This is a genomic window from Tardiphaga sp. 215_C5_N2_1 (genome assembly GCF_052076055.1).
GTDB lineage: Bacteria > Pseudomonadota > Alphaproteobacteria > Rhizobiales > Xanthobacteraceae > Tardiphaga > Tardiphaga robiniae.
This window is the reverse complement of sequence record NZ_CP197240.1, coordinates 5692163-5716986: the sequence shown is the minus strand read 5'-3', so window position 1 is coordinate 5716986 and position 24824 is coordinate 5692163. Positions and strand designations below refer to the sequence as shown.

The 24824-nt window shown below is 63.5% G+C and carries 27 protein-coding genes; 8 read left to right on the top strand and 19 right to left on the bottom strand.

The genetic code is table 11. From position 1 onward, the window contains the following. Positions 1 to 102: 102 nt before the first annotated feature. From AB7828_RS27145 to AB7828_RS27130, 4 genes are read right to left on the bottom strand one after another with little or no spacing between them, the layout of a single operon-like run. Complete coding sequence (locus tag AB7828_RS27145; RefSeq protein WP_439072945.1) at positions 103 to 606, bottom strand: DUF6622 family protein; 504 nt, start codon at positions 604 to 606, stop codon at positions 103 to 105. Between the two features lie 21 nt (positions 607 to 627). Beyond that, a complete protein-coding gene (locus tag AB7828_RS27140) occupies positions 628 to 930 on the bottom strand; it encodes a winged helix-turn-helix domain-containing protein (protein WP_120288568.1) in 303 nt (100 codons plus the stop codon). A 1-nt stretch (position 931) separates the two neighbouring features. Continuing rightward, entirely contained in the window at positions 932 to 1483 is a 552-nt protein-coding gene (locus tag AB7828_RS27135; protein ID WP_244628397.1) for a hypothetical protein, read from the bottom strand. 4 nt (positions 1484 to 1487) lie between these two features. After that, on the bottom strand, positions 1488 to 2474 hold the full coding sequence (locus tag AB7828_RS27130; RefSeq protein WP_441231677.1) for an alpha/beta hydrolase: 987 nt from the start codon (positions 2472 to 2474) through the stop codon (positions 1488 to 1490). Between the two features lie 122 nt (positions 2475 to 2596). Between AB7828_RS27130 and xseA the strand changes: the two genes are divergently transcribed. Further along, positions 2597 to 4198: an exodeoxyribonuclease VII large subunit gene (gene xseA, locus AB7828_RS27125; protein WP_441231676.1), complete on the top strand. Its 1602-nt coding sequence runs from the start codon at positions 2597 to 2599 to the stop codon at positions 4196 to 4198. Between the two features lie 120 nt (positions 4199 to 4318). After that, complete coding sequence (locus AB7828_RS27120; RefSeq protein ID WP_089261889.1) at positions 4319 to 4546, top strand: DUF2093 domain-containing protein; 228 nt, start codon at positions 4319 to 4321, stop codon at positions 4544 to 4546. 118 nt (positions 4547 to 4664) lie between these two features. Here the strand turns inward: AB7828_RS27120 and lpxK are convergent, their stop codons facing one another. The 6 genes from lpxK to AB7828_RS27090 all read right to left on the bottom strand — a co-directional run bounded on the left by lpxK (position 4665) and on the right by AB7828_RS27090 (position 10178). Beyond that, positions 4665 to 5675 carry a tetraacyldisaccharide 4'-kinase gene (lpxK, locus tag AB7828_RS27115; RefSeq protein WP_441231675.1) on the bottom strand — a complete coding sequence of 337 codons (1011 nt, stop codon included), beginning with the start codon at positions 5673 to 5675 and terminating at the stop codon, positions 4665 to 4667. After that, on the bottom strand, positions 5668 to 6972 hold the full coding sequence (locus tag AB7828_RS27110) for a 3-deoxy-D-manno-octulosonic acid transferase (RefSeq protein ID WP_441231674.1): 1305 nt from the start codon (positions 6970 to 6972) through the stop codon (positions 5668 to 5670). The genes lpxK and AB7828_RS27110 overlap by 8 nt, the downstream gene beginning before the upstream one ends. After that, entirely contained in the window at positions 6965 to 7678 is a 714-nt protein-coding gene (locus tag AB7828_RS27105; RefSeq protein WP_441231673.1) for a lysophospholipid acyltransferase family protein, read from the bottom strand. Before AB7828_RS27105 ends, AB7828_RS27110 begins: the two co-directional genes overlap by 8 nt. Further along, complete coding sequence (locus AB7828_RS27100; protein WP_068733639.1) at positions 7675 to 7920, bottom strand: DUF4170 domain-containing protein; 246 nt, start codon at positions 7918 to 7920, stop codon at positions 7675 to 7677. The genes AB7828_RS27105 and AB7828_RS27100 overlap by 4 nt, the downstream gene beginning before the upstream one ends. Before the next feature lie 61 nt (positions 7921 to 7981). Then, positions 7982 to 8737, bottom strand: coding sequence for a 3'(2'),5'-bisphosphate nucleotidase CysQ (locus tag AB7828_RS27095; protein ID WP_441232322.1), 756 nt, complete (start codon positions 8735 to 8737; stop codon positions 7982 to 7984). A gap of 40 nt (positions 8738 to 8777) precedes the next feature. After that, positions 8778 to 10178 carry a TldD/PmbA family protein gene (locus tag AB7828_RS27090; protein ID WP_441231672.1) on the bottom strand — a complete coding sequence of 467 codons (1401 nt, stop codon included), beginning with the start codon at positions 10176 to 10178 and terminating at the stop codon, positions 8778 to 8780. A 284-nt stretch (positions 10179 to 10462) separates the two neighbouring features. Here AB7828_RS27090 and AB7828_RS27085 point away from each other — a divergent pair, with 284 nt between their 5' ends. Next, a complete protein-coding gene (locus AB7828_RS27085; RefSeq protein ID WP_441231671.1) occupies positions 10463 to 10987 on the top strand; it encodes a DUF6101 family protein in 525 nt (174 codons plus the stop codon). A 27-nt stretch (positions 10988 to 11014) separates the two neighbouring features. Here the strand turns inward: AB7828_RS27085 and AB7828_RS27080 are convergent, their stop codons facing one another. The 7 genes from AB7828_RS27080 to AB7828_RS27050 all read right to left on the bottom strand — a co-directional run bounded on the left by AB7828_RS27080 (position 11015) and on the right by AB7828_RS27050 (position 17500). Then, positions 11015 to 12457, bottom strand: coding sequence for an FAD-binding oxidoreductase (locus tag AB7828_RS27080; RefSeq protein WP_441231670.1), 1443 nt, complete (start codon positions 12455 to 12457; stop codon positions 11015 to 11017). Positions 12458 to 12477: 20 nt separating this feature from the next. Continuing rightward, on the bottom strand, positions 12478 to 13473 hold the full coding sequence (locus tag AB7828_RS27075; protein ID WP_441231669.1) for a Bug family tripartite tricarboxylate transporter substrate binding protein: 996 nt from the start codon (positions 13471 to 13473) through the stop codon (positions 12478 to 12480). A gap of 115 nt (positions 13474 to 13588) precedes the next feature. Next, entirely contained in the window at positions 13589 to 14185 is a 597-nt protein-coding gene (locus AB7828_RS27070; protein ID WP_441231668.1) for a thiamine pyrophosphate-dependent enzyme, read from the bottom strand. Further along, positions 14173 to 14715: a thiamine pyrophosphate-binding protein gene (locus AB7828_RS27065; protein WP_089261903.1), complete on the bottom strand. Its 543-nt coding sequence runs from the start codon at positions 14713 to 14715 to the stop codon at positions 14173 to 14175. The genes AB7828_RS27070 and AB7828_RS27065 overlap by 13 nt, the downstream gene beginning before the upstream one ends. Before the next feature lie 147 nt (positions 14716 to 14862). Next, on the bottom strand, positions 14863 to 15801 hold the full coding sequence (locus tag AB7828_RS27060; RefSeq protein WP_441231667.1) for a LysR substrate-binding domain-containing protein: 939 nt from the start codon (positions 15799 to 15801) through the stop codon (positions 14863 to 14865). Positions 15802 to 15834: 33 nt separating this feature from the next. Then, positions 15835 to 16767 carry a 4-hydroxybenzoate octaprenyltransferase gene (gene ubiA, locus AB7828_RS27055; RefSeq protein WP_441231666.1) on the bottom strand — a complete coding sequence of 311 codons (933 nt, stop codon included), beginning with the start codon at positions 16765 to 16767 and terminating at the stop codon, positions 15835 to 15837. A gap of 25 nt (positions 16768 to 16792) precedes the next feature. Further along, positions 16793 to 17500: a hypothetical protein gene (locus tag AB7828_RS27050; protein ID WP_441232321.1), complete on the bottom strand. Its 708-nt coding sequence runs from the start codon at positions 17498 to 17500 to the stop codon at positions 16793 to 16795. A 205-nt stretch (positions 17501 to 17705) separates the two neighbouring features. Between AB7828_RS27050 and AB7828_RS27045 the strand changes: the two genes are divergently transcribed. The 5 genes from AB7828_RS27045 to AB7828_RS27025 all read left to right on the top strand — a co-directional run bounded on the left by AB7828_RS27045 (position 17706) and on the right by AB7828_RS27025 (position 22703). Continuing rightward, positions 17706 to 18470, top strand: coding sequence for a 16S rRNA (uracil(1498)-N(3))-methyltransferase (locus tag AB7828_RS27045; RefSeq protein ID WP_441231665.1), 765 nt, complete (start codon positions 17706 to 17708; stop codon positions 18468 to 18470). A gap of 113 nt (positions 18471 to 18583) precedes the next feature. Then, complete coding sequence (locus AB7828_RS27040; protein ID WP_441231664.1) at positions 18584 to 19750, top strand: ATP phosphoribosyltransferase regulatory subunit; 1167 nt, start codon at positions 18584 to 18586, stop codon at positions 19748 to 19750. Beyond that, entirely contained in the window at positions 19747 to 20724 is a 978-nt protein-coding gene (hisG, locus tag AB7828_RS27035; RefSeq protein WP_068733618.1) for an ATP phosphoribosyltransferase, read from the top strand. The genes AB7828_RS27040 and hisG overlap by 4 nt, the downstream gene beginning before the upstream one ends. Before the next feature lie 93 nt (positions 20725 to 20817). Continuing rightward, a complete protein-coding gene (locus AB7828_RS27030) occupies positions 20818 to 21861 on the top strand; it encodes a glycosyltransferase family 2 protein (protein ID WP_439080040.1) in 1044 nt (347 codons plus the stop codon). Continuing rightward, a complete protein-coding gene (locus tag AB7828_RS27025; RefSeq protein WP_441231663.1) occupies positions 21858 to 22703 on the top strand; it encodes a ChbG/HpnK family deacetylase in 846 nt (281 codons plus the stop codon). The genes AB7828_RS27030 and AB7828_RS27025 overlap by 4 nt, the downstream gene beginning before the upstream one ends. Here the strand turns inward: AB7828_RS27025 and AB7828_RS27020 are convergent. Next, positions 22700 to 23668 (bottom strand): tripartite tricarboxylate transporter substrate-binding protein, encoded by a 969-nt coding sequence (locus tag AB7828_RS27020; RefSeq protein ID WP_093759382.1) that lies wholly within the window; start codon positions 23666 to 23668, stop codon positions 22700 to 22702. The two genes, AB7828_RS27025 and AB7828_RS27020, sit on opposite strands and share 4 nt — an antisense overlap. 75 nt (positions 23669 to 23743) lie before the next feature. Then, a complete protein-coding gene (locus AB7828_RS27015) occupies positions 23744 to 24817 on the bottom strand; it encodes a tartrate dehydrogenase (protein ID WP_115034037.1) in 1074 nt (357 codons plus the stop codon). Positions 24818 to 24824 lie beyond the last annotated feature (7 nt).

Below are 24824 nucleotides of genomic sequence, written 5' to 3'. Positions count from 1 at the left end.
ACCAGCCAGACCAATTGCAATCAAACACGCCCATCGTTTAGCACGGCGCGTCGGGACAGCAATCAGTGGTCTGAGTAATCAACCGGCCAGGCGGCCAACCCGTCAAGCGACGGCGACATGTGTTTCCGCGCGATAACGGCGGATCAAACCCACCGTCCAGCCAAGGAAATAGCCAGCGCATGCCCCCGACACCAATTGGCCGATCAGCGGAACGGCAGCACCCGAACCCAGCTTCATCGCGGTTGCGACCGCCACGGCATATTGCAGGAGGAAGACCGACAGGTTGCGGATCAGGGGCAGCCAGCTCCCGGGGCGCAGAATAGTGCCGTCCTGCCGATCGACCGTCATCTCGCCGGGACCGACCCACAGAGCGACGGCCGCCATCACGATTGCCGCTGCCAACCAAGCTCCGATCAGATGCAACTGGCCGCCGGCAAAGATCAGCCGCGACAACCCCATCAGGAGAAACACCATCGGAACGATCAGCAAACGGCGCAGCTCTGTCTTTCGCGGCCGGAGCGACAGACTTCCGAGCCAGATCAGCAGTGCCAGCAACGCGAACACCCAGATCGGCGTGTTGGTCAGAATGCGCCACGCGATGTCCATGACAATCTCCCAGGCTTTGCTCTACTTGCCTTCCGCAGTCGCGATGATCTCACGCAAGGTGGCGACGTGCCGCGCGAAGGCACCACGCCCGGTCGCGGTGGCCGTCACCGTTGTCTGCGGCTTCTTGCCGACAAAGGCCTTTTCGACGCTGACATAACCGGCTTTCGCCAGTGTCTCGATATGAGCGCCAAGATTGCCATCGGTGGCGCCGGTCAGTTTCTTCAATCGCGGGAAATCCAGCCCCTGTGTCGGATGCAGAGCGTTCAGCGCTGCCATGATCTTGAGCCGCAGAGGCTGATGGATGATGTCGTCGAGTTCGGCCATGTCAGCTACGCCGCATCCAGAGGCCGCCGAGCAACAGGCCGCCACCGTTGACGACAGCCATCCAGAGCGTGAACCACGGTCCGGCGAAGAAGTAACCGAGCAACGTCAGCGCGATCACGCTCATCCCGATCACGACAAAGACGCGGCCGAACCAGAACCCTGTCATCACGTAAGGCAACATGAAGTAGGTCGTCCAGAACGCGCCGATCTGCCGCGGCGCCATGTTCCCGAAAACGATGCTCCACAGACAGCCGAAAGCCACGAAGGCAGTGAAAGCTGCCGTCGCGCGTGCATCGAAGGTGCTGACGCCTTCGCGCTTCTTGTTGAGGGCCCCGATGATGGTCGCGCAGATGACACCCGCGACAATGACGACCGACCAGATGACGGGAGCCGCAGCAGGCGCGAAGAACGAGAGCAGATAACCGATAAAAGTCGCAACGCCCCATAGAATGAGCATCGTGCTGGCGTGCCGATAGAACACCGACTGCCGGACCAGCCGACTGAGGCTTTCGATCTCCATCAACGCAGCACTGGCTTCCTGGCTGTTGATCACGATGTCACCTCGTTGCGATATCGTCGGCGACGACGGCGACGAAACTTGTCGTGCTGACGACGTCCATATGATTTGCGTTGTCGAGGACGCGCACGTCGATATTGGCTTTCGACTGCATCGCCTCGCGATATTTGTCGGCGAGCATCAGCTCGTCATTGCGCCCGGCGATGACCGATATGGGCCCGTTCGCCGGATCAAGATCCAGACGGTAGTCGCGATGCGTGCCGAAATTCTGCAGCAGCCGAAACGAATATTCGGACGTCAGAATGCGTGTCGAACCCGGTTGCACGGCAAAGGCAACCACCGGGAGCTGCGAACAGCATGTCACCCCGAACGACTGCAGCACACTGAGCGCGATGATGCGCGGCACACTCGGACTGGCCCATCCACCTGCGTTCTCGCGTGTGGATGGCGACTTCAGGCCGAGATAGGGGGACAGCAGAACGGTGCGTGCGAAAAGCCCCTGATTGGCAGACCCTGCCACACGCAGCGCAAACCCGCCGCCCGACGAATGCCCGGCGAGTGTCAGTGGCGACGCCAGCCCCTGCCCGCGCAAATGGCCGACGAGATCTGCGAGATCATCGTCGAGCTGGCCGAGATAGGCGATATCGCCGCGGGTCCCCGACGCGCCATGGCCGCGCATGTCGGGAGCGATGCTTTCGACGCCCCGCGCGGCAAGCGCTTTCGCCAGGGCGTGCACCGCGATGCTCGATCCCGACGAACCATGAATGAGCAGTGCGGCACGGTTCACGGACGGTCCGGATGGCGTGTAGCGCCGGTAGGCCAGATTCGAGCCGTCTCTCGCCTGGAAATACTGCAGTGGCGGAACGTCCCCGCGATACGCACTGCGCGCCGTGTCCGCAATGGAGGCCAGTGCCTTGGGCCGGGAAACCGGCACCGTAATCATGCCGGCCAGCACTAGGGCCGCCAGACCCACCGCAGCAAGGAGCCAAACGATGCCACGGACCGCGAAGGTCAATATCGACGCCATAATACCCACCATTCCCTGAATGCAGATTACTCTGTACAACAGAGTTATCTGCAAATCAATATCTGATTGGCGTTTTGCGACCGACATCCCTACTTTGCGACGATCCTGAAGGCCGAGATTCGATGCCCAAAGCCGCTGCCCCCCTCACCAATTCCCCCGAATTCACCGTTTCCGAGCTGTCCTCAGCCCTGAAACGGACGGTGGAAGACACTTACGGGAACGTGCGGGTGCGCGGCGAGATCTCCGGCTTTCGCGGGCCGCATTCCTCCGGCCACTGCTATTTCTCGCTCAAGGACGAGAGCGCCAAGATCGAGGCGGTGATCTGGAAGGGCGTCCATGGCCGGATGCGGTTCAAGCCGCAGGAAGGCCTCGAAGTCATCGCCACCGGCAAGCTGACCACCTATCCCGGCTCGTCGAAATACCAGATCGTCATCGAGGCCATCGAACCCGCGGGCGTCGGCGCGCTGATGGCGCTGATGGAGGAGCGCAAGCGCAAGCTTGGCGCGGAGGGTCTGTTCGACGAAGCGCGCAAGCAGTTGCTGCCATGGCTGCCGGAGGTGATCGGCGTGGTGACGTCGCCGACCGGCGCTGTCATTCGCGACATCCTGCATCGCCTTGAAGACCGTTTCCCGCGCCGCGTACTGGTCTGGCCGGTGAAAGTTCAGGGCGAAGGTTCGGCGGAGCAGGTCGCGGCCGCGATTCATGGCTTCAATGCGCTGCCGGCGGGCGGCGCCATTCCGCGGCCGGATCTGCTGATCGTCGCGCGCGGCGGCGGCTCGCTGGAAGACCTGTGGTCGTTCAACGAAGAGATCGTGGTGCGTGCTGCCGCCGAGAGCATGATCCCGCTGATCTCTGCCGTGGGCCACGAGACCGATAGCACGCTGATCGATTTCGCCGCCGACAAGCGCGCGCCGACGCCGACAGCCGCTGCCGAAATGGCGGTGCCCGTGCGCGCCGAACTGATGGTGGAGATATCCGGCTTCGAGCGCCGCATGATGCTGTGCTGGCAGCGCGGGCAGGAATCCCGCCGCAACGAACTACGCGCCGCGGCGCGTGCCCTGCCGGATCTCAGCGAATTGCTCGCCATTCCGCGCCAGCGTCTCGATGGCGCAACCGCGTCATTACCGCGTGCGTTGAAAGCCAACACGCACGCGCATCATCGCCGCTTCGCGGAGGCCAGCGCCGGGCTGACGCTGCGCGTGCTGCGCGCACAGATCGCCCACGCCACGCAGCGACTGACGGTATCGGGCGAACGCCTGAGCCTCTCCGCACGTGCACTCCTTCGGCAGCGCCGCGATCGCTTCACTGGCCTTGAAGCACGATTGAAGGCCTCCAAGCTCGCCAATGCGCAGGCACAGCGCAATGCCATCACGCGCGATCGGGAGCGCGCTCTGCGCCTCACTGAGCGCGCGCGCCGTGCATTGACGACACTGGTGCAGCGCCAGCAGGCGCGCGTACAAGCGTCGAGTCAGCTGCTCGGTGCCCTCTCCTATCGCAGCGTGCTCGCCCGCGGCTTTGCGCTGGTGCGCGACGAGCAAGGCGCGGCACTGCATGCCGCCGCCACTGTCGGAGCGGGCGCCCGCCTGAGCATCGAATTCGCCGATGGCCGCGTCGGTGTGACCGCCGATGGCGACCGCACGGCACCTGCTCCGCGCGAGGCCAAGCCTGCAGCGCCGGCTGCGCCGAAAAAGGCGACGAAAATCGATCAGGGCAGCCTGTTCTAGAGGTTGCGCGGCCGCCTTTATTGGGCGACGCCGCGGCCCTATTTATGCTACGAGATGACGACATTCAGGGCCGGTGACCGATCCGGCAAGACGACTTAGTGACGATCCAGGAGACCAGCCGTGTTGAACAAATTTGGCCCCTCGGGCCACGGCGAAGCCCAGTTGCAATATCTCGACGGCGATTTCCGCGTGGTGTCGCCCGGCACCTATGTGACTTGCGCCATCACAGGCGAGCGCATTCCGCTGGACGAGTTGAAATACTGGAGCGTCGATCGTCAGGAAGCCTATGCCGTACCGAATGCCGTGCTGGCACGGCATTATCCGGACGCGGTGAAGGGTCAGAAGTAAGGCCGTTGGATGGGTAGAGCGTCTTCGCGAAACCCATCATCTCCCCGCACGAAAGGTAATGGGTTTCGCGGAGTTTATCATCGGGCGCGCTTCGCACGACCCGTTGGCTCTACCCATCCTACCTTCCGAGTGTCTTCACCCGCGCCTGATTGAGCTTCTCGATCACGAAAGCCTGCAGCGCCGCCTTGTCCTCGAAGACCAGCGTTACGGCGAATGGCACAATTCCCGCTGCCGCCTGCATGCTGCCGATCTTGACGATATCCTTTTCTGTCGTCACCAGCGTGAGCCCATCGCGCTTCGCTTGCAGGGCCAGCGCATCGATCTCACCGGGCGCATACGGGTGGTGATCGGCGAAGGCTTTCTCCACAGCCACGTCCACATCTGCATGACGCAACGTCCGGAAGAAGCGTTGGGGATCGCCGATTCCCGCAAAGGCCAGCACGCGCTTGCCGCGCAGGGCCGCCACTGACGCCTCGTCCGGCACGAGGCGCGCCGTCAACACCGGGCCGCCCCGGCCCGCGACCAGCGCCGCCACGCCCGTCGCCGCAACACCATCGCCGATCACGACGAGCGCATCGGTGCGCGCTATCTGCAGATCGAGCGGCGCGCGCAAAGGTCCCGCGGGCAACACACGGCCATTGCCGAGACCGCGATTGCTGTCGATCACAATGAACGACGCGTCCTTCGCGATGGCCGGATTCTGGAAGCCGTCATCCATCACGATGACGCTGGCGCCGGTCGAGCGCGCCAGCGCGGCGCCTGCGACGCGATCCCCGGAGATCACCACCGCCACCTGCCGTGCCATCATCAGCGGTTCGTCGCCGACATCTGCCGCCACGTGCCTGGACGGATCGACTTTCACCGGGCCGCGCAGTCTGCCGCCGTAACCGCGGCTGAGCACCACCGGCGTCTCGCCGAGATCGCGCAGCACTTGTACCAATGCCAATGTCGTCGGTGTCTTGCCGGCGCCGCCGACGTGATAATTGCCGACGCAAAGAACGGGAATGCCGACATCGACGCCCTTGCGCGCCATGCGGCTGCCTGCGATCTCGCCATAGATAGCGCCAAGCGGCATCAGCAGACGCGACAGCCATGTCGATGGCGGCCGCCAGAAAGCGGGCTCACGCATCCTGCGCTCCCGCTTCGAGCCGGAGCTGCATCAGATAAGGCTCCAGCGCATGCAGGGTGCGGTCGAGCGCGCCGCCAAGCCGTTCAACCACGCGATGCCCGGCCTCGATTGCGGCATCGCGTGCCGCCTCGTTGCCGAGCATCTGGCCGAGCTGTTTCACCAATTGCTGCGAGGAGTCGGCGAGCTTCGCGCCGCCGGCGCCATCCAGCGCCTCATAGACGTCGGTGAAATTGAAGACATGCGGACCATGCACCACGGAAGCACCGAGCTTCACGGCTTCAATCGGATTCTGCCCGCCATGCGGCACCAGCGAACCGCCGATGAACACCACCGGCGACAGCCGATAGAACAGGCCGAGCTCGCCCATGGTGTCGGCGACATAGATATCAGTGCCTGCATGCGGCAATTCCTCGCGCGAGCGCAAGGCAACCTGCGCACCTGCCACCGTGATCATCTGCGCGATATCCGCTCCGCGATGGGCGTGGCGCGGCACGATGACCGTCAGCAATTTCGGGAAGAAGCTGGTCAGTGTTTTGTGAGTCTCGAGGATAATTTCCTCTTCGCCGGGATGCGTCGACGATGCGACGATGATGGGGCGACCGCGCGTCACCGCCATGAGCTTGTCCAGCTTCACGGCGTCGCCCGGCGGCGCCTGCACGTCGAGCTTCAGATTGCCCGTGACAACAACGCTGCGCGACCCCAATGCGCTGAAGCGCTCGGCGTCGGTTTCGGACTGCGCCAGGCAAATCTCGAAACGGCCGAGCAAGGCGCCGATGGTCGCCGAAAATTTCTGCCAGCGCGGGAACGAGCGCTGCGACATGCGCGCATTGATCAGCACCATCGGCAGCCGGCGTTTGGCGGCGGAGATGATGAGGTTCGGCCAGAGATCGCTTTCGATGAACAGAGCAAGGCTCGGCTTCCAGTGATCGAGGAAGCGCGCCACGAAGCGCGGTGAATCGTAGGGGATGTATTGATGGATGATATCGGTCGGGAATCGCTTGGCGATGATCTCGGCCGAGGTGACCGTGCCCGACGTCAGCAGGATGCGCATACCCAGCGCGCGCAGCCGCTCGATCAGCGCCGCCGCGGCCAGCACCTCGCCGACGCTGGCGCCGTGAATCCAGACCAGCGGCCCGGCGGGGCGCTCGATCTGCGAGATGCCGCGACGCTCGTCGAGGCGCGCGGGATCTTCCTTGTTCTTCTTCAGCCGTTGCCTGATCAGGACCGGCGCAAGCGGCGTCAGCGCCGCCGACAATCTGCGATAGGCGCGCAGCGTGATCGGCAGCGCGTTAGGCACGACGCGCACCTTCCGGCCGACCTACCGCGTCATAGGCACGCTGCGTGGCCTCGTTCAGCGTGGCTTCGAGCTGCAGGCGCAACGCCTCCATCGTGGCAGCGTCGGCATCGGCAGGAACGCTCAGGGGTTCACCGCCGACCAGCACGCCGCGACCGAAAGGCAGATTGATCGTGGTGCGGTCCCAGTTGTTGAGCTGGATGTAGCGGCTGGTGGCCATGGCGAACGGCATGATCGGCCGGCCGCTTTCACGCGCCAGCATGATGATGCCCATGCCGGCGACACGCGAGCGCTTCGGCACGTCGGCCGTCAGCGCCATGTTGATACCGCGCTCCAGCACCCGCACCATCTCCTTGAACGCACCGACGCCGCCCTTGCGGTGAAACGCGCCGCCATGATCGCCGGAGCCGCGAACGGTGGCGATGCCGAGCCGCTCGGCAGCCAGCGCGTTGAACTCGCCGTCGCGATGCTTCGAGATCAGCACCGCGCCGCGATAGTCCTTCTGCCGGATGAACGGCGTCATGAAGTGCTGGCCATGCCAGAACGCCAAGATGACCGGCATCTGCGGCTCGACGATGTCATAGACATCGACGGGATCGAAGGTGAAGGTGTTGGTCTTCCAGACCAGACGCAAAAATTCGGCCGCGAGAACCCCCGCGGCGCGCTGAACCCAGCTGCTGCGCAGCGTGTTTCGGAGCAGTCGTTTCAAGCGGTCGGCTTCGCGTCTTGACCCGGATCGAGCAGCCGATGGAGATGGACGATGAAGTAGCGCATGTGGGCGTTGTCGACGGTCTGCTGCGCCTTGGCCTTCCAGGCGACAAATGCCGTCGCGTAATTCGGATAGACGCCGACGACTTCAACCTGGCTGAGATCCTTGAACGTCGTCTCTTTCAGGTTGGTCAGCTCGCCCCCGATGACCAGATGAAGCAGTTGCTGTGGTGTGTCCGACATGAATCCTGTTCCTGCAGCGACCGGCTGCGATCCGATAAGTCAAAGATAGTGGTGCAGCCGGTTAAACCCGGCGGTTCTGGAATTGCTCGACGATGTAAGCATGGCGATCGGCCCCCGCTGCCACCAGCAACCCGTGCGTGACTTCCCGGCGATTATAGAGGATGGGATCGCCCGAAAGCTCGGTCATCCTACCATTCGCTTCGTGCACGATCAAATCTGCGGCGGCCAGATCCCAGTCCCGGCTCTGCCCCCCGGCAAAGGCCGCATCCAGCCGGCCATTGGCGATCCAGCACAATCGCAGCGCCAGCGAGCCGATTCGCGGATAAAGGGTGATATCCTGCCGGGGATGGACCATCCGCTCGACCAGAGGTTTCGGGCCCGCCACGCGCGAAAAGTCCATTGCGGAACCGGTCGTGGCCCGAACCGGAACGCCGTTGCAGGTGGTACCCTGCCCGCGGATCGCCAGGAAAAATTCATCTGTGGATGGCGCGAATACCGCGGCCATCACCGGCCGGGCATCCTCGACCAGCGCGACACAGACACACCAATCCTCGCGACCGGCGAGATAGCTGCGGGTGCCGTCAATCGGATCGATGATCCAGGTCAGCCGTTTGCCGAGGCGAGATTCGTCATCGGCGCTCTCCTCCGAAAGCCAGCCGTAATCGGGCGTCGCCGCGCGAAGCCGCTTCTCGATCAGATCGTTGACGGCGATATCCGCTTCGGAGACCGGGGAGGATTCGCCCTTGGTCCATTTCTTGAGTTCTGTACCGAACATTGCGAGGCCGAGCTCGCCGGCCGCCCGCACCGTGTCCGCCATCAGGGCAACATCGTGCGCGAGCCGTTTGTCGATGTCGAGATCAGCGTCCGGCAATCGTCAGTCCCTCGACGCGCACGGTCGGCGCGTTGACGCCGTATTTGAACGTAAGGTCGTTGGCGGGGGTCATCGACTTGAAAATCTCGAACAGATGACCGGCGATGGTGATCTCGCTGACGGCGTAAGTGAGCTTGCCGTTCTCGATCCAGAATCCGCCGGCGCCGCGGCTGTAGTCGCCGGTCACGCCGTTGACGCCGGAACCGATCAGGTCGGTGACGTAAAAGCCTTCCTTGATATCGGCGATCAGGTCTTCGGGGCTCACGTCGCCTGCTTCCATATGCAGGTTGTAGGCGCCGGGCGATGGCGACGACGACACGCCGCGATGCGCGTGGCCGGTCGTGGTCATGCCGAGTTCGCGCGCTGTCGCGCAATCCAGCAGCCAGGTCGTGAGCACGCCGCCATCAATGATGGCCTGCTGCTTCGTCGCAACGCCTTCGGCATCGAAGGACTGCGAACGCAGGCCGCGCACGCGCAGGGGATCGTCGATGATGCGGATATTGCTGCTGAACAGCTGCTTGCCGAGGCTGTCCTTGAGGAACGTGGTCTTGCGCGCGACGGAGGCGCCATTCGCAGCGCCGATGACGTGACCGACCAGCGAGTTCGAGACGCGTGGATCGTACACCACCGGCACCTTGCAGGTCGGCACCTTGCGCGGATTGGCACGCGCCACCGTACGCTCGCCCGCGAGCTTGCCGACGCTGGCAGGCGACTCCAGGTCGGATGCATGCAGCGCCGAGGTGAAGGCGTAGTCGCGCTCCATCTTGGTGCCGTCGCCGACAATGGCGGTCATCGAGACGCCCTGGCTGGAGCGCAGATAGGAGCCGTGGAAACCGGTCGAGGTGACGAGCACCATGCCGCCAATTCCGGTCGAGGCCGATGCGCCGCCGGACTTGGTCACGCCCTTCACCGCGAGCGCGGCTTCTTCGGCTTCGACTGCGCGGCGTTCGAGCTCGCTCACCGACGGCACGACAGGATCGAGCAGATCGAGATTTGCAAAGTCGCGCGCAAGCAGCGCTGGGTCGGCAAGGCCGACATATTGATCATCGGGTGCGACGCGCGCCATCGCGACAGCACGTTCGGCCAGTTGTGCGACATTGTCGCCGGACATGTCATTGGTGGAGATCACCGCCTGACGGCGACCGACGAACACGCGCAGCCCCATGTCGTCGCCTTCCGAACGCTCGGAGGCTTCGACCTTGCCGTCACGCACTTCGACGCCATGCGACACCCCGCGCACCGCGACCGCATCGGCGGCATCCGCACCGGCCTTCCTGGCAGCCTCGACGAGACGCTGCGCCAGCGTGGAGAGTACGGACTGATCGAGCAGATCGGAATTGTCGGATTTCGTGGAGACAGACGACGACGCGTTTGGTGAAGAGTTCACGAACAAAATCCCAACATTGAGAGACGATTTCAACAGGTCCGAAGCGGCGATGGCCGCTGTTAGAGATGTGCTTATTTCGCAGGGACTTCAAGCATTTGCCGCGCCGAAAAGGAAAGAATTTCAGGGCTCTCGCAACGGTTCGTCAATCATGCCTGCCAAGCTTCTGTCAATCATGAAGGGCAGTCGGATTCGATTAACCAGCCTTTTTAAGCCGATTCCGAACCGGCTCTGGCAAGGTCTCCCCATCGACCGGGAACATAATTCCGGCGGGGAGATAAAAAGCCGTGAGGCATCAAACAGCGACAGGTGGGGCCCATGCCCCGGGATCGAGCAGCGCATTGCGGCTCGATCCCCATTCACTTCCGGTTCGTTTCGAGGCGCATGATACCCGCGCCGACGGAGCGATCCGCCATATCGAACTGCATCGTACCCGGGTCGTCCTGCATCGCGCCGTCGGCGGCATGCGCATGGCGATCAATGTGCGCGTCAGCGATTTTCTCGGCGTCACCTTGCGCGGTCTCGACGACGGCAAGATGCTGATGCTCGCGCATCGCGATCCCTCGCTGTCGATTCCGTTGCTGGTCAGTTCGGATCGCGAAGAAATCGACATGGCCTGGCTGATGTGGAGCGAGATATTCGCGCTTCCGCAGTTGCCTGAAGAAAAGACTTACGAACCGTCGCAGCGCCGCCGTCGCCGCAATGCGATTCGGGAGCGCCGCCCGAAATTCCTGGTACGTCGTCGTCCGGGCGGATTGCTCGGTGAAGCCGGTGTCTACAAGGGTGAACGCGAGATCATCGCGCGACACTAAGAAGACAGGCAGGAGCCTCCTGCCGTCTTACTCTCCCGGCAGTCGCAACACCTTGACCGGATTCATCATCCGGTCGGGATCGAGCGCGAGCTTCACACGCCGCATCAGATCGAGCTCGACCTCCGACGTGTAGAGCGGAAGCCGATCGATATGCATGCGGCCGATGCCATGTTCTGCACTGATGCTGCCGCCACAAGCCACGCTTTCCTGATGCACAATGGTGTTGGCCTCGTGCGCCGCAGCCTCGCGCACCTGCGCAGCGCCGATGTCGTAGGGAAACACGACGATCACATGCACATTGCCATCGCCGACATGCCCGCAATGCGCGACCTGCGCATTGGGCAGTTCGCGCTGCAGCCGACGCGTGACGCGGTCGATGAATTCCGGCAGCGCCGAGATCGGCACCGACGTATCGTTCGACACCGTAAAACCCTCGCGCTTGTTGGATTCCGAAATCGTGTGACGCAGGTTCCAGATCCGCTCGGCCTTGGCCTGATCGGTCGCAATCACCGCATCGCCGATGAGCCCTTCCTCCATCGCTGCGGCCAGTGCCGTCTCCAAGCTTTCCACGGCGTTCCAGTCCGCGGCGCTGTCCGCCAGTTCGAGCAGCACATACCATGGCGCCTCACCCGCCATCGGACTGCCGCTCGCAGAACCATGACGCAGCACGATCTGCAATTGGCTCTGCGACATCAGTTCAAAGGCCTCGACACGACCGCCCGTCGTGCGCTGCAGATACTGCAATAGCGCAATCGCCTGGCCGACCTCGTCCATCGACACCATTGCCGTCGCTGACACCATGAGCTTCGGATACAGTTTCAGCACAGCGGCAGTGACGATGCCGAGCGTGCCCTCAGCGCCGATGAAGAGCTGTTTCAGGTCGTAGCCGGTATTGTCCTTACGCAGCGCCTTGAGGCCATTCCAGATGCGACCGTCTGCCAGCACCACTTCCAGCCCGAGCACCTGCTCGCGCATATTGCCGTAACGCAGCACACCGGTGCCGCCGGCATTGGTAGATATCAGCCCGCCGACCTCGCAACTGCCGACGCTGCCGAGCAATACGGGAAACTGGCGGTCATGCTGCTCAGCCAGCGCACGCACATCCGCCAGAATGCAGCCGGCTTCCAGCGTCACCGCATTGTTGAGTGGATCGAGATGACGCACGCGGTTGAGCCGCGAGACATTGACGATCAGACAATCCAATTCATCCGGTGCGATCGCTCCGCCGGTGAGCCCGGTATTGCCGGCTTGCGGCACGACGGCGACACCGAAGTTGCGGCAGACGGTCATCAGTGCCGCAACTTCCTCCGTACTTCCCGGCAGGGCTACAGCGACAGCAGCCCCGCGATAACGGGCGCGCCAGTCTTGCTGATAGGAATCGGCATCCGCACCAGTGCGCACATATTTGCCGCCAATAACTGCGGCCACGGCAGCAAGAAATGCAGCAGGATCAGCTTTCAGAGACGTCAACACGCTATCCTTCCGCAGAGCTACTCAGCCTTCAGACCGGCGGCCTGGATGATCGGGCGCCACTTCACGCCCTCGGCCTTGACCTGTGCTTCGAGCTCCGCGCCGGTCGAGCCCACCGGATCACCGCTCAGCTCGCGCAGTTGTTTCGCCACGTCCGGATCCGCCACGGCCTTGCGGAACTCTGAACTCAACCGCTCGGCCAGCGCCGGCGCCATGCCGGGCGGGCCGAACACCGCGTTCCAAGTGTAGGTCTCGTAATCAGGCAGGCCGGACTCGGCAACGGTCGGGATATCAGGGAAGGACGGCGACCGCTTCTTGGTCGTGACGGCCAGCGTACGGATCGAGCCCGCCTTGATGAACGGCGCCGCGCCGCTGAGCACATCGAACAGAACCGGGATTTGTCCGCCCATCAGGTCGTTCATGGCCGGCGCACCGCCGCGATAGGGCACGTGCTCCATCTTCACGCCCGCCTGCACCTTGAACAGTTCTCCCGACAGATTGGGCGGCGTTCCCACGCCCGACGACCCGTAACTATATTTGGTCGGATCGGCCTTGAGCAGCGCGATGAGTTCCTTCACGGTGGTCGCTTGCACCTGCTTGGACACCATCAACACATTGGGCACCGTGACCAGCATCGAAATCGCGGTGAAATCCTTGACCGGATCGTAAGGCGGCACCTTCGCCATCAGAGGATTGATGGTGTGGGTGGAGATCGTGCCCATCAACAATGTCAGCCCATCAGGCTTGGCGCGCGCGACCCGCGTGGCACCGACCACACCGCCTGCGCCGCCGACATTTTCGATGAGGATCGTTTGCCCGATCTGATCGGAGACCTTCTTGGCCACATGCCGGCTGACGATGTCGGTGGCCCCGCCGGCTGCGAAAGGCACGACCAGCGTGATCGGGCTTTTCGGCAGGTCCGCCTGGGCCCAGACACTGGTACCTGGAATCATCATGCTGGACGCCGTAACGGCTGCCGAGCGGCAGAACGTGCGGCGCGTGATCTTGCTCGCCATTGTTTCCCTACCCTTGATGATGTTTTTATTTCCCACACTGGTTTTCCAGCATTGGGTCTCCCAGCGATCGTCAGAAGGGCGCCGCATCCATGTGGATGAGCGCCCTTCCGTCTGTTCAGAGCGGCGCGTGTCCGAGCGCTGCGCGGAATCGGTTCTTCACATAGACACCATCACGCGGCGGCAGCACGCGCGGCGGGTTTTCCGCTTTCACTTTGATCGTCGCGAGCTTGACGCCATCGCGCGACGACAGGCGAGTGCGCAGATCCTCCACGCCGGCCATATCGCGGATCTCGCGCGTCCAGCCGAAGCCGCAGGCTTGCGCCACGCGATCGAGATTGACGCCGAGCCCGGCGTGGCTGACCTGCATGCCGGTTTCGCCGAAATGCCCATTATCGAGAATCGCGATGGTGAGATTGGCTGGTTTACGCGTGGCGATGGTCGCGAGCCCGCCCATGCCCATCAGCATCTCGCCGTCCCCGGTGATGACCAGCACCGAATGATCAGGCTTCGCCGTCGCCAACCCAAGCCCAACCATGGCGGCGCTGCCCATCGCGGCCCAGAGATAATAGTTGTTATCGTGATCCCCGGCAGCCATCACGTCATAGGACGGTGAGCCGAGGCCAGTCACAACAAGCAAATCCTTGCGGCCGGCCAGCAGCTTCTGCACGACCTCGCGGCGATCGAGCATGCCGGTTGCGTTTACTTGACCCACTGCTTCTCTCCGATCAAACGCTGCCCCAGGAGCAATGCGCAGGCCGCATCGCCATTGAATGCCATCGATGCGGCGCCATGCAACAGCGGCGCAACATCTTGCGGCTCGTCGGCGCGCCAAGTCAGCACGCCCATCAGGTTGAGTGCCTTCTCGGTCGCCTGCCCCATCGGGTTCTGCCACGCATTGAACTCGGCCCAGTCGCCGCGCATGGTCACGACCATCAGCAGAGGAAAGCGCGTGCAAGCCTGCAGTGCCAGCGTATTGATGCAGTTGCCGACGCCGCTCGACTGCATCAGCAGCGCACCGCGCTCGCCGCCGAGCCAGGCACCCGCGAGATAGCCGATGCCTTCCTCCTCGGTGGTCAGCACCACGGAATTGATCGCATTGTCTTCGTCGGCGAGACGGATCGCCGTGGAGTGGCCGGCATCGGGCACATAGACGATGTGCTTGACGTCGGCCTCCTTCAGGATGCGGAACACATCGTGCCGCCAATCCACCTGTGAACCGGGCGTGGGCCCTGCATCTGACATTCCAGTCTCCGTTGCTTGCAGCATAGCGCTGACTCACGCTTAGCCCAAAGCAGACGGCCCGACTCATACCGATTTGCTCGAAGAGATATGCCGAGATTTGATCTCTGGCGTTGCAGCACGCGACAGCGCGCGAATGGTGCGACGCAGCTATGTTTTCCTGGGATCGATCATGTGGCCGACCCAGATATTCCGGGCCACGAGATCGGCCGCGATCTCCGTGAATGTATCGCCGACGAAGCGCGCCGCCGCGCTGACCGAGCGGTCTGCCGGATAGGCCAGCACCAGTTTGCGCGCCGGCGTGGGATCGATCAGCGGCGCCGCACAGAGCACCCCGCTCTCGACCAGCGCGTGGATCGGCGCGAGCGGCAAAGCAGTGGAGCCGACGCCGTTGCGCACCAGATCGATCATCGCACCAAAGGAGTCCGCTTCAACACTGCCGCGCAGTTGGATGCCAGCCTGCCGCGCGCATTCCTCCATGATCCCGCGCAAGCCATGGCGCAGGCTGGGGAGAACCAGCTCTTCGTGAGGCAGCGCCGCGAACGGAACGGGCCGATCCACGCGCAATCCCTTGCTGCCGGCGCTGACGAACAGCAGGTTCTCCATCATCACCGGCACGATGCGCAGTGAACGCAGCGGCTGCGGATCGTAGGACACGGCGAGCTCTAGTTCGCCGCGTTGCAGCCAGTCGAGCAGATGGCCCGTGAAAGCCGATGACAGCCGGATCGAGAGCTGCGGATGCACCTCCTTGATCTTCTGCACCAGGGGAACGGTGACGATCTCGGCCACGGTCGGCGTCGTGCCGATGGAGACGAGCCCCTTGAACGACGCGCTCTCCTCGGAGGTGACATTGCGGATGGCATCGAGCTCGGTCATCACGCGGGTGGCGTGGTTGAGAACTTCGCGGCCGATCTCCGTGATGACCATGCCGCGCCCGTGCCGTTCGAACAGCACGGCGCCGAGCTCCTTTTCCAAAAGTCTGATCTGCCGGCTCAAGGCCGGCTGCGCGATGAGCAGGCGATCGGCGGCCTTGCTCAGGCTTCCCAGTTCGGCCACGTGGATGAGTGTCTTGAGCTGCGCGACGTCCATCTCTGCGGTCCACCAATGCCTGGGAAGGCGCGATTACGCCGCCCGCATGATGGCATCCACCAGCAATCCTGCAAACAGCAGCAGCCCCGCGTCACGGTTGGACTTAAACAGCCGCAGGCATAATGCGGAGTCGCTGATATCGATGCGGGTGATCTGCCAGACCAGATGCAAGGCGAATGCCGCGAGGCCGAGCCATGCCGGCCAGCGTGCGCCAGCCAGTGCTAGCGCCGCGCCGATCAGCAACACGGCAAGCCCGTAGAACAGCGTCAGCGCGGCCTGCGTGCGTTCCCCAAACAGCAGCGCCGTCGACTTCACGCCGATCAGCGCGTCGTCCTCGGTGTCCTGATGAGCATAGAGCGTATCATAGGCGATGACCCAGCAGATCGAACCGGCGTACAAAGCCAGCGCTGTCGCATCGATGCGGCCGAACACCACGGCAAAGCCCATCAGCGCACCCCACGAGAAGGCGAGGCCCAGCACGCTCTGCGGCCAATAGGTGATGCGCTTCATGAAGGGATAGGCGGCAACGATGCCAAGCGAGGCGATGCCGGTGGCAATGGCGAAACTGTTGAACTGCAGCAGCACCACGAGACCGATCAGCGCCTGCAGCACCAGAAATGCAAAAGCCTGTTTCGCCGTAACCTGCCCGGCCGGAATCGGCCGCGAGCGCGTGCGCTCCACCTTGGCGTCGAGGTCGCGATCGGTGATGTCGTTCCAGGTGCAGCCGGCACCGCGCATCACGAAGGCGCCGATGAAGAACAGCGCGATCATCTTGGGCAGTTGATGGATATCGTGCGCCATGCCGGAGGCGAGCGCCGCCGACCACCAGCACGGCATCAGCAGCAACCATGAGCCGATCGGACGATCGAAGCGCGACAGCCGCAGATAGGGCCGCGACCACAATGGCGCCGAGCGATCGACCCAGTTGCCGGTCGCATCCGCAACGCGGGCGGCCGCGTCGCTCATTGGAACAGAATGATCTGCCACCCGATCATCGGGTGAGCACGTTGCCGTTCAGCGTATCGAAGGTGGTGCCGCCGCTCTTGCGCGCATTGTTCGCTTCCGGCAGCGATGCCGAGGAGCCCAGCACGTCGCTCAGACGCGGCGCTGCCACCGGGCCACCACCACCGCCACCCCGTTGCTGCTGCGCGACGCTGCACACCTTCTGCCGCATGCCTTCGGTGTTCTTGTGACCGGTCTTCATCTGTTCGCCGACATTGGGCGGGATGCCGCACTTCTGCGCATTCGCCTCGATGTATTTGATCATCTTGACTTCGGTCTGAGAGAAAGAGGTGATCAGCTTGCAGGCCTCGTCCGGAGGCGCGCGACGCTCGCTCGCAGCCTTGATGGCAGCGCCCTTCTTTTCGGCGTCCTGACGCAGGGGCAGAAAGCCCTTCATGCAATCTTCGCCGCCGGGCGGGCCCGCCTGTTGCTGCGGAGGAGCGCCAAAGCCGCCACCACCGATCGGCGCAGCGCCGTTGGAGGGAAACGCGCTGGGCGCAGCCGCCGCACCATTGACCGGCGGAAATGGCGATGCGCTGGCAGGCGCACCGTTCACCGGCGGGAACGGCGACGAACTCGCAGGCGCAGCCGAGCTATTGCCCGGCAGCGGCGCGGGAAACGCGCCCTGGGCATGAACTTCGATAGCCTGCATGGCGAGCACGGCCATGGACAGCGGCACAATCAAACGACGGATGATCACAGATATTCCTCCGGCAGCTCAGTGCCCCGATTGATCGGGGGCGAAGCCCATCCTGATTCAGGACTTTCTACGATTCCTGCCAAGCCTTAACAACCCACCAACAGCACGCGGATTCGGGCGGCAGCGCGGCGCAAAGCCGCGTTCTCGCATGATAATTCGTCGCAGTTGGGCTAGAGCTCGCCCTCTGAATGGAACATGAACGATGCCGCAAGCCGATTTCCGCAGTCCCCGCCTCTTTGTCGATGCGCCTTTTGCGGCCGACGCAACCATTTCGCTCGACCGCAACCAGAGCAATTACCTCGGCAATGTGCTGCGGCTGGGCTCCGGCGCCTCGGTGCTGGTGTTCAACGGCAAAGACGGCGAATGGCAGGCCGCCATTTCCGGCGGCAAGCGGGCAGACCGCCTGACCCTGCTGACCCAGGTCCGGCCGCAGGATCGCCTGCCCGACGTGACCTATGTATTCGCCCCACTGAAACATGCCCGGCTCGACTACATGGTCCAGAAGGCCATCGAAATGGGCGCGGCGGCGCTGCAACCGGTCATGACGCGCTTTACCCAGGCCAGCCGGGTGAATACCGAGCGGATGCGCGCCAATGTGGTCGAGGCGGCCGAACAATGCGGAATTCTGAGCGTGGCCAGCGTCGCCGAGCCGCTGAACCTGCCCAAATATCTCGACCAGCGAGATGCCAAACGGCTGCTGATCTTCTGCGACGAAGCCGCCGAGGTGGCCGATCCCGTGGCCGCGCTGACTGGCGCCCGGGAGGCCGCCTCAGCCGGAATCGATGTGCTGATCGGCCCGGAAGGCGGCTTTGCCGAGGAAGAACGGGCTTTGCTGCTGAAACAGGCCAATATTCTCCGGCTGGCGCTGGGTCCGCGGATCATGCGCGCCGATACGGCGGCGGTGGCTGCGCTGGCACTGATGCAGACGGCCCTTGGTGACTGGAATGGTAACCAAGTAGGCAAATAGCCCGCTGCCATGACCCGACATTAAGGCCACCGGGTGATGGTGGTCGAAACGTCGCAACCGCCATGCTATGGGCTGCGCCAACGACCACTCTGTTGAGATTGCTGGACTTCGAGATGACCAAACCCGCCGCCCCTCGCGCGACCGGATCCGCCGCCTGGGCGGATGCGCTGCTGTTGTCGTTTGCCGAGGCCGGCTACGCCCATGCCGAGCCGGCGATCCTGCAGCCGGCCGATCCGTTCCTCGACATGTCCGGCGAAGACATCCGCAAGAGCCTGTATCTGACGACCGACGCATCGGGCGAAGAGCTGTGCCTGCGGCCGGATCTCACGATCCCCGTGGCGCGCGACTATCTCGCCTCATCGCAGGCGGGCCAGCCCGCCGGCTTCAGCTATCTCGGCCCGGTGTTCCGCTATCGGCAGGGCACGCCCAGCGAATTCCAGCAGGCCGGGATCGAATCCTTCGGCCGCCAGGACCGCGCCGCGGCCGACGCCGAAATGCTGGCGCTCGGCCTTGAGGCCACCGCCGCCTTCGGCCTCAGCGATATCGAGATCCGCACCGGCGACGTCGCGCTGTTCGCGGCGCTGATCGAGGCGCTCGACCTCTATCCGGTATGGAAGCGCCGGCTGATGAAGGATTTCAACCGCAAGATCAGCCTGACCCACGACCTCGACCGGCTCACCCTCGCCGAGTCGCCGGTGCGTAACGAATATGAAGGCGTACTCGCCGCGCTGGCAGGCTCCGACCGCAAGGCAGCGCTGGCACTGGTCACCGACCTGATGTCGATCGCCGGTGCCACCAATGTCGGCGGCCGTTCGGTGGCAGAAATCGCCGATCGCTTCCTCGAACAGTCGACGCTGAAAGGCGGCGCACTGCCGCGCGATGCGCTGGTGCTGATCAAGCGCTTCCTCGCGATATCAGGCGATCCCGACGATGCCCTGCAGCAACTGCGCAAGCTCGCCTCCGATGCCAAACTCAATATCACGGCCGCCATCGACGAATTTGAAAGCCGCATCGGCTTCATGGCGGCGCGCGGTATCGATACCACCAAGACGCGTTTCTCGACGTCGTTCGGCCGCGGCGTCGACTACTACACCGGCTTCGAATTCGAACTGCACTGCAAGGGCAACGGCACCGAGCCGCTGGTCGCCGGCGGCCGTTATGACGGACTGCTGACGCAGCTCGGCTCCGCTGCGCCGATCCCTGCGGTCGGCTTCTCGATCTGGATCGAAGCCCTCACTCAGAACGCGTCCTCGGCGCTGGTTTCCGGGAGCGCGTCATGACCGCACCATTCGTCCTTGCCGTTCCCTCCAAGGGTCGGCTGCAGGAAAACGCCGAAGCCTTCTTCACCCGCGCGGGCCTGACGCTGGCGAAGCCGGGCGGCGTGCGCGATTACCGCGGCACCATAGCCGGCTTCGACAATGTCGAAATCGCCTATCTCTCGGCCAGCGAGATCGCCTCGAACCTGGCGCGCGGCGCCGTGCATCTCGGCATCACCGGCGAAGATCTGCTACGCGAAAGCATCCCCGACGCCGACAAGAAGGTCGCTTTGATCGATGGCCTGGGCTTCGGCAGCGCCAATGTGGTCGTTGCCGTGCCTCAGGCCTGGATCGACGTCCGCACCATGGCCGATCTCGATGACGTCACCACCGGCTTCCGCGCGCAGCACAATCGCCGCATGCGCGTCGCCACGAAGTATATCAACCTGACACGCAACTTCTTCGCGTCGCATGGCGTGGTCGACTATCGCATCGTCGAAAGCGCCGGCGCCACCGAAGGCGCACCGGCCACCGGCACCGCCGAACTGATCGTCGACATCACCACCACCGGCGCGACCCTCGTCGCCAACGGCCTCAAGGTACTCGATGACGGCGTCATCCTGCGCAGCCAGGCCAATCTCGTCGCCTCGCGCGCCGCCGACTGGTCGGCACAGTCCCTGGAAACTGCGCGCATCATTCTCGACCACATTGCCGCGCGCGCCCGCGCCAGCAAATACAAGGAAGTGCGCACCCGCTTCGCCGGCTGCAATCAGGCGCTCCTCACCGAGGCACACAACCGCTTCGGCGTGGTATCGCCGTTCGGCGGCCCGACCTCGTCGGGCATGATCACGCTGCACTGCCCGCCGGCGCAGCTTTACGCGCTGAGCAGCTTCCTGCGTGCCAACGGCGCAGATACCGTCTCGGTCGCCTCGCTCGACTATGTGATGGATCGCGAGAATCCGCTGTTCGCCAAACTTGAGGCGTTCTTGCGGCAGTAACGCGCAGCGCGGCGTTTCGCCTTGCTGGCGGACGCACTGGCTGATTACCATATGATTCATGAGCGTATTTTGGATATCGGAATCTGATCGATGATGCTGGGCAGCGACGTATCGAGCCTGTCGACCGATGCCGCGACCGCCGCGGCACAAGGCCTGTCGATCGTTGTGCCTGTTTACAACGAGGCGCCCGGCCTTGCTCTGTTTCATGAGCGGCTGGCGACGCTTGCGACGACACTGAAAGAACGCCACGGCCTCGCCTGCGAAGTCGTCTATATCGATGACGGCAGCGCCGATGGCACGCTGGCGGTTGCGCGCAGCCTGCAAGCCACGTCGCTCGACGTTCAGGTCGTGTCACTGTCGCGCAATTTCGGCAAGGAAGCCGCGCTGATGGCAGGGCTCGACCATGTCACCAAGGGCGCCGTGCTGTTCATGGATGGCGACGGCCAGCATCCGCCGTCATTGGTCGAACAGCTGGTGCGGCACTGGATCGTCGAAGGTTATGACGTCGTCTATACCGCCAAGGCGCATCGCGACAACGAGTCCTTCCTGCGCCGCCAGGCCGTCCGCGGCTTCTATGCGCTGATCAACTGGGGTGCGCGGCAGAAGATCCCCGAAGATGCCGGTGACTTCCGTTTGCTGTCGCCGCGTGCCGCGGCAGCGCTGCGCCAGCTACCGGAACGCAACCGGTTCTTCAAGGGATTGGCGACCTGGATCGGCTTCCGCCAGCTCCGCGTCGACTATGAGCCCGCGGCACGCGAGCACGGCGTGACATCGTTCAATCCGAAGCAGTTGATCGGCCTGTCGATCGAGGGCCTGACCTCGTTCTCGGTGGCGCCTTTGCGTTTCGCCAGCCTGCTCGGTCTGTTGCTCGCCTTCGGCGCGTTCCTGTTCGGTCTGTCGATCCTGTGGGAGACATGGGTTTCCGGCAAGTCGGTACCGGGCTATCCATCGCTGGTCGTCGGCCTGATGACCCTCGGCGGCGTGCAGCTGATCATGATCGGCGTGCTCGGCGAATATATCGGCAAGATCCTGTCCGAACTGAAGGCGCGGCCGATCTATTTCGTCGCCGAACACAGCGTGAAGCGCAACACTCCCGATAGCGTGGCGCAAACCACCGACCGGACCGCTGCCGAATGACCGGCGCAGCCCTGCGCCGCATCACGCTCTGCGCCGACGATTACGGCATCAGCCCCGGCGTCAATCAGGGCATCCGCGAACTCATTGCGCTTGGACGCCTCAACGCCACATCCGTGATGGTGGTCGGTCCTGCGATTTCGCGCGATGACGTGAGTGCGTTGCAGGACGCCGTCGCCAAGAATCCGAACTGCGAGATCGGGCTCCACGCGACACTGACCGCCCCGTTTCATCCGCTGACGATGCACTACCGGCCGCTGCTTGATGAACTGTTTCTGCCGCTCGGCAAGATGCTGCGCTTCAGCCTGTTGCGAAAACTCGATCGCGAGGCCATCGAGACCGAGCTGACTACGCAGATCGCGAAGTTTGTGGCCCTGTTCGGGCGCGCCCCCGACTATGTCGACGGGCACCAGCACGTACAGACCTTCCCGCAGGTGCGCGATGCGCTCCTCGCCGCAGTGAAGAAAAATGCGCCGAAGGCCTGGGTTCGGCAATCCGGCCGTGTGCTGCCGTTAGGCCAACGCCTCGATAATCCGAAGGCGCTGTTGCTTGACACGCTCAGCGCCACGTTCCGTCGACGTGCGACGCGCGCCGGCGTGACGTTCAATCCGGGATTCGCCGGCGCCTACGATTTCACGAAGCACGCCGACTTCGGCACGCTCATGGCCGGTTTCCTCAACGACCTTCCGAATGGCGGGCTGGTGATGTGCCATCCCGGCCATGTCGATGAGATCCTGATCGACCTCGACCCGTTCACCGACCAGCGCGAGCGCGAATATCAATATCTGGCAAGCGATGCCTTCGTGCAGTTGCTGGCGACAAACAACGTCACGCTGGCGCGCTAGTCGGCAAACTGTCCGCTCGCCTTGATGATCGGCGCCCAGCGATCGACCTCGCTGTCGAGCTGCTTCTTCAATGCCTGCGGCGTCGCCTGATCCTGTGGCACCGGATCGGTGTTGATGTCGTTGAAGCGCTTGATCAGCTCGGGATCGCGCAACGAATCCTGCAGCACCTTCGCCAGTTTCTGCACGATATCGTCAGGCGTTCCCTTTGGCGCATAGATGCCGTGCCAGGCGCCGGCCTCGAAACCCTTCAGGCCGGCTTCATCCGCGGTGGGCAGGTCCGGCATGGACGACAAACGCGTCTTCGTCGTGATCGCGTAGCTCTTCACAAGTTTCGCCGCGATCGGGCCGGTGGTGTTGGTGGTCTGGTCACAAGTGAGATCGATCTGGCCGGCGATCAGGTCGTTCATCACCGGGCCGTTGCCCTTGTAGGGCACCGACAGGATCTGCTTGTCGATGGCATTCATGAACATCAGGCCGCAGAGCTGCGAGGCCGCGCCGAGGCCCGCATTGCCGAAGGTCATCTTGTCGCCGTTGGCCTTGATATAGGTGATCAGCTCGGCGAGCGTGTTCGGCGGCAGGTTCGGCCGGGAGATGATGGTCATCGGCGCATTGGTGACGAGGCCGATCGGCGCGAAGGCGGTCTTGGTGTCGTAAGGCAGTTTGCGATACAGCGTCGCAGCCGTAGAAATTCCGATGTGATGGATCAGGATCGTATAGCCGTCCGGCTCGGCACGGGCCGCGCGGGCCGCCGCGATGGTGCCGCCGGCGCCTGTGGCGTTTTCGATGATGATGGTCTGGCCGAGCAATTTTGACATGGTCGCCGCGGTGACGCGCGCAACGGTGTCGGTGGCACCGCCGGCCGCGAACGGCACCAGCATGGTGATCGGTCTGTTGGGATAGCCCTGCGCGAAGGCAGCGGAGCTTGCCAGCGTAATCGCAAACGCAAGTGTAGCTGTGGCTTTCATGAGATCCTCCCTGAATATTGTTTTGATTTATTGAAGACGAACGCCCCGGTGAGGCCGGGGCGTTCGGAAATCGTGTCAGACGTTCGAACTATGGATCGCGTCTACCACGGCGTCGGTCACTTCTTTCGTCGTGGCCTTGCCGCCGACATCCGGTGTGATGATGCCGGCTTCACAGACCTTCTCCACCGCACGCATCAACCGCGCCGAGGCATCGGGTTCGCCAAGGTGATCGAGCATCTGCGCGGCGGTCCAGAAGCTCGCGACGGGATTGGCGATGCCCTTGCCGGTGATATCGAAGGCCGAGCCGTGGATCGGTTCGAACATCGACGGGAAGCGGCGCTCAGGATCGATATTCGCTGTTGGCGCCACGCCGAGGCTACCGGCCAGTGCGCCGGCGAGGTCGGAGAGAATGTCGGCGTGAAGATTGGTGGCCACGATGGTGTCGAGGCTCTGCGGCTTCAGCGTCATACGCACGGTCATGGCGTCGACCAGCATCTTGTCCCAGGTGACGTCAGGGAAGTCCTTCGACACTTCGTCGGCGATCTCGTCCCACATCACCATGCCGTGGCGCTGCGCGTTCGACTTGGTGACGACGGTGAGCAGCTTGCGCGGACGTGACTGCGCGAGCTTGAACGCGTAGCGCATGATCCTGACCACGCCGACGCGGGTGAACACCGAGACTTCGGTACCGACTTCCTCCGGCAGCCCGCGATGTACGCGACCGCCGCAACCGGCATATTCGCCTTCGGAATTTTCGCGCACGATCACCCAGTCGAGATCGCCGGTTTCGACACCGCGCAGTGGCGAGGTGATGCCGGGCAGGATCTTGGTCGGGCGCACATTGGCGTATTGGTCGAAGCCCTGGCAGATCGGCAGCCGCAGGCCCCACAGCGTGATGTGATCGGGCACATCGGGCGCCCCCACCGCACCGAAATAGATCGCGTCGAACTTCTTCAGCTTCGGCAGGCCATCGGCCGGCATCATCACGCCGTGCTTGCGGTAATAGGCCGAGCCCCAGTCGAACGTCTCGACATTGAAAGTCACGTCACCGACGCGCTTCTGCAGGGCTTCGAGCACGCGGGTGCCGGCGGCGATGACTTCGGGACCGATCCCGTCGGCCGGGATGGCCGCGATGGAATATTCGCGCATGGTGAGA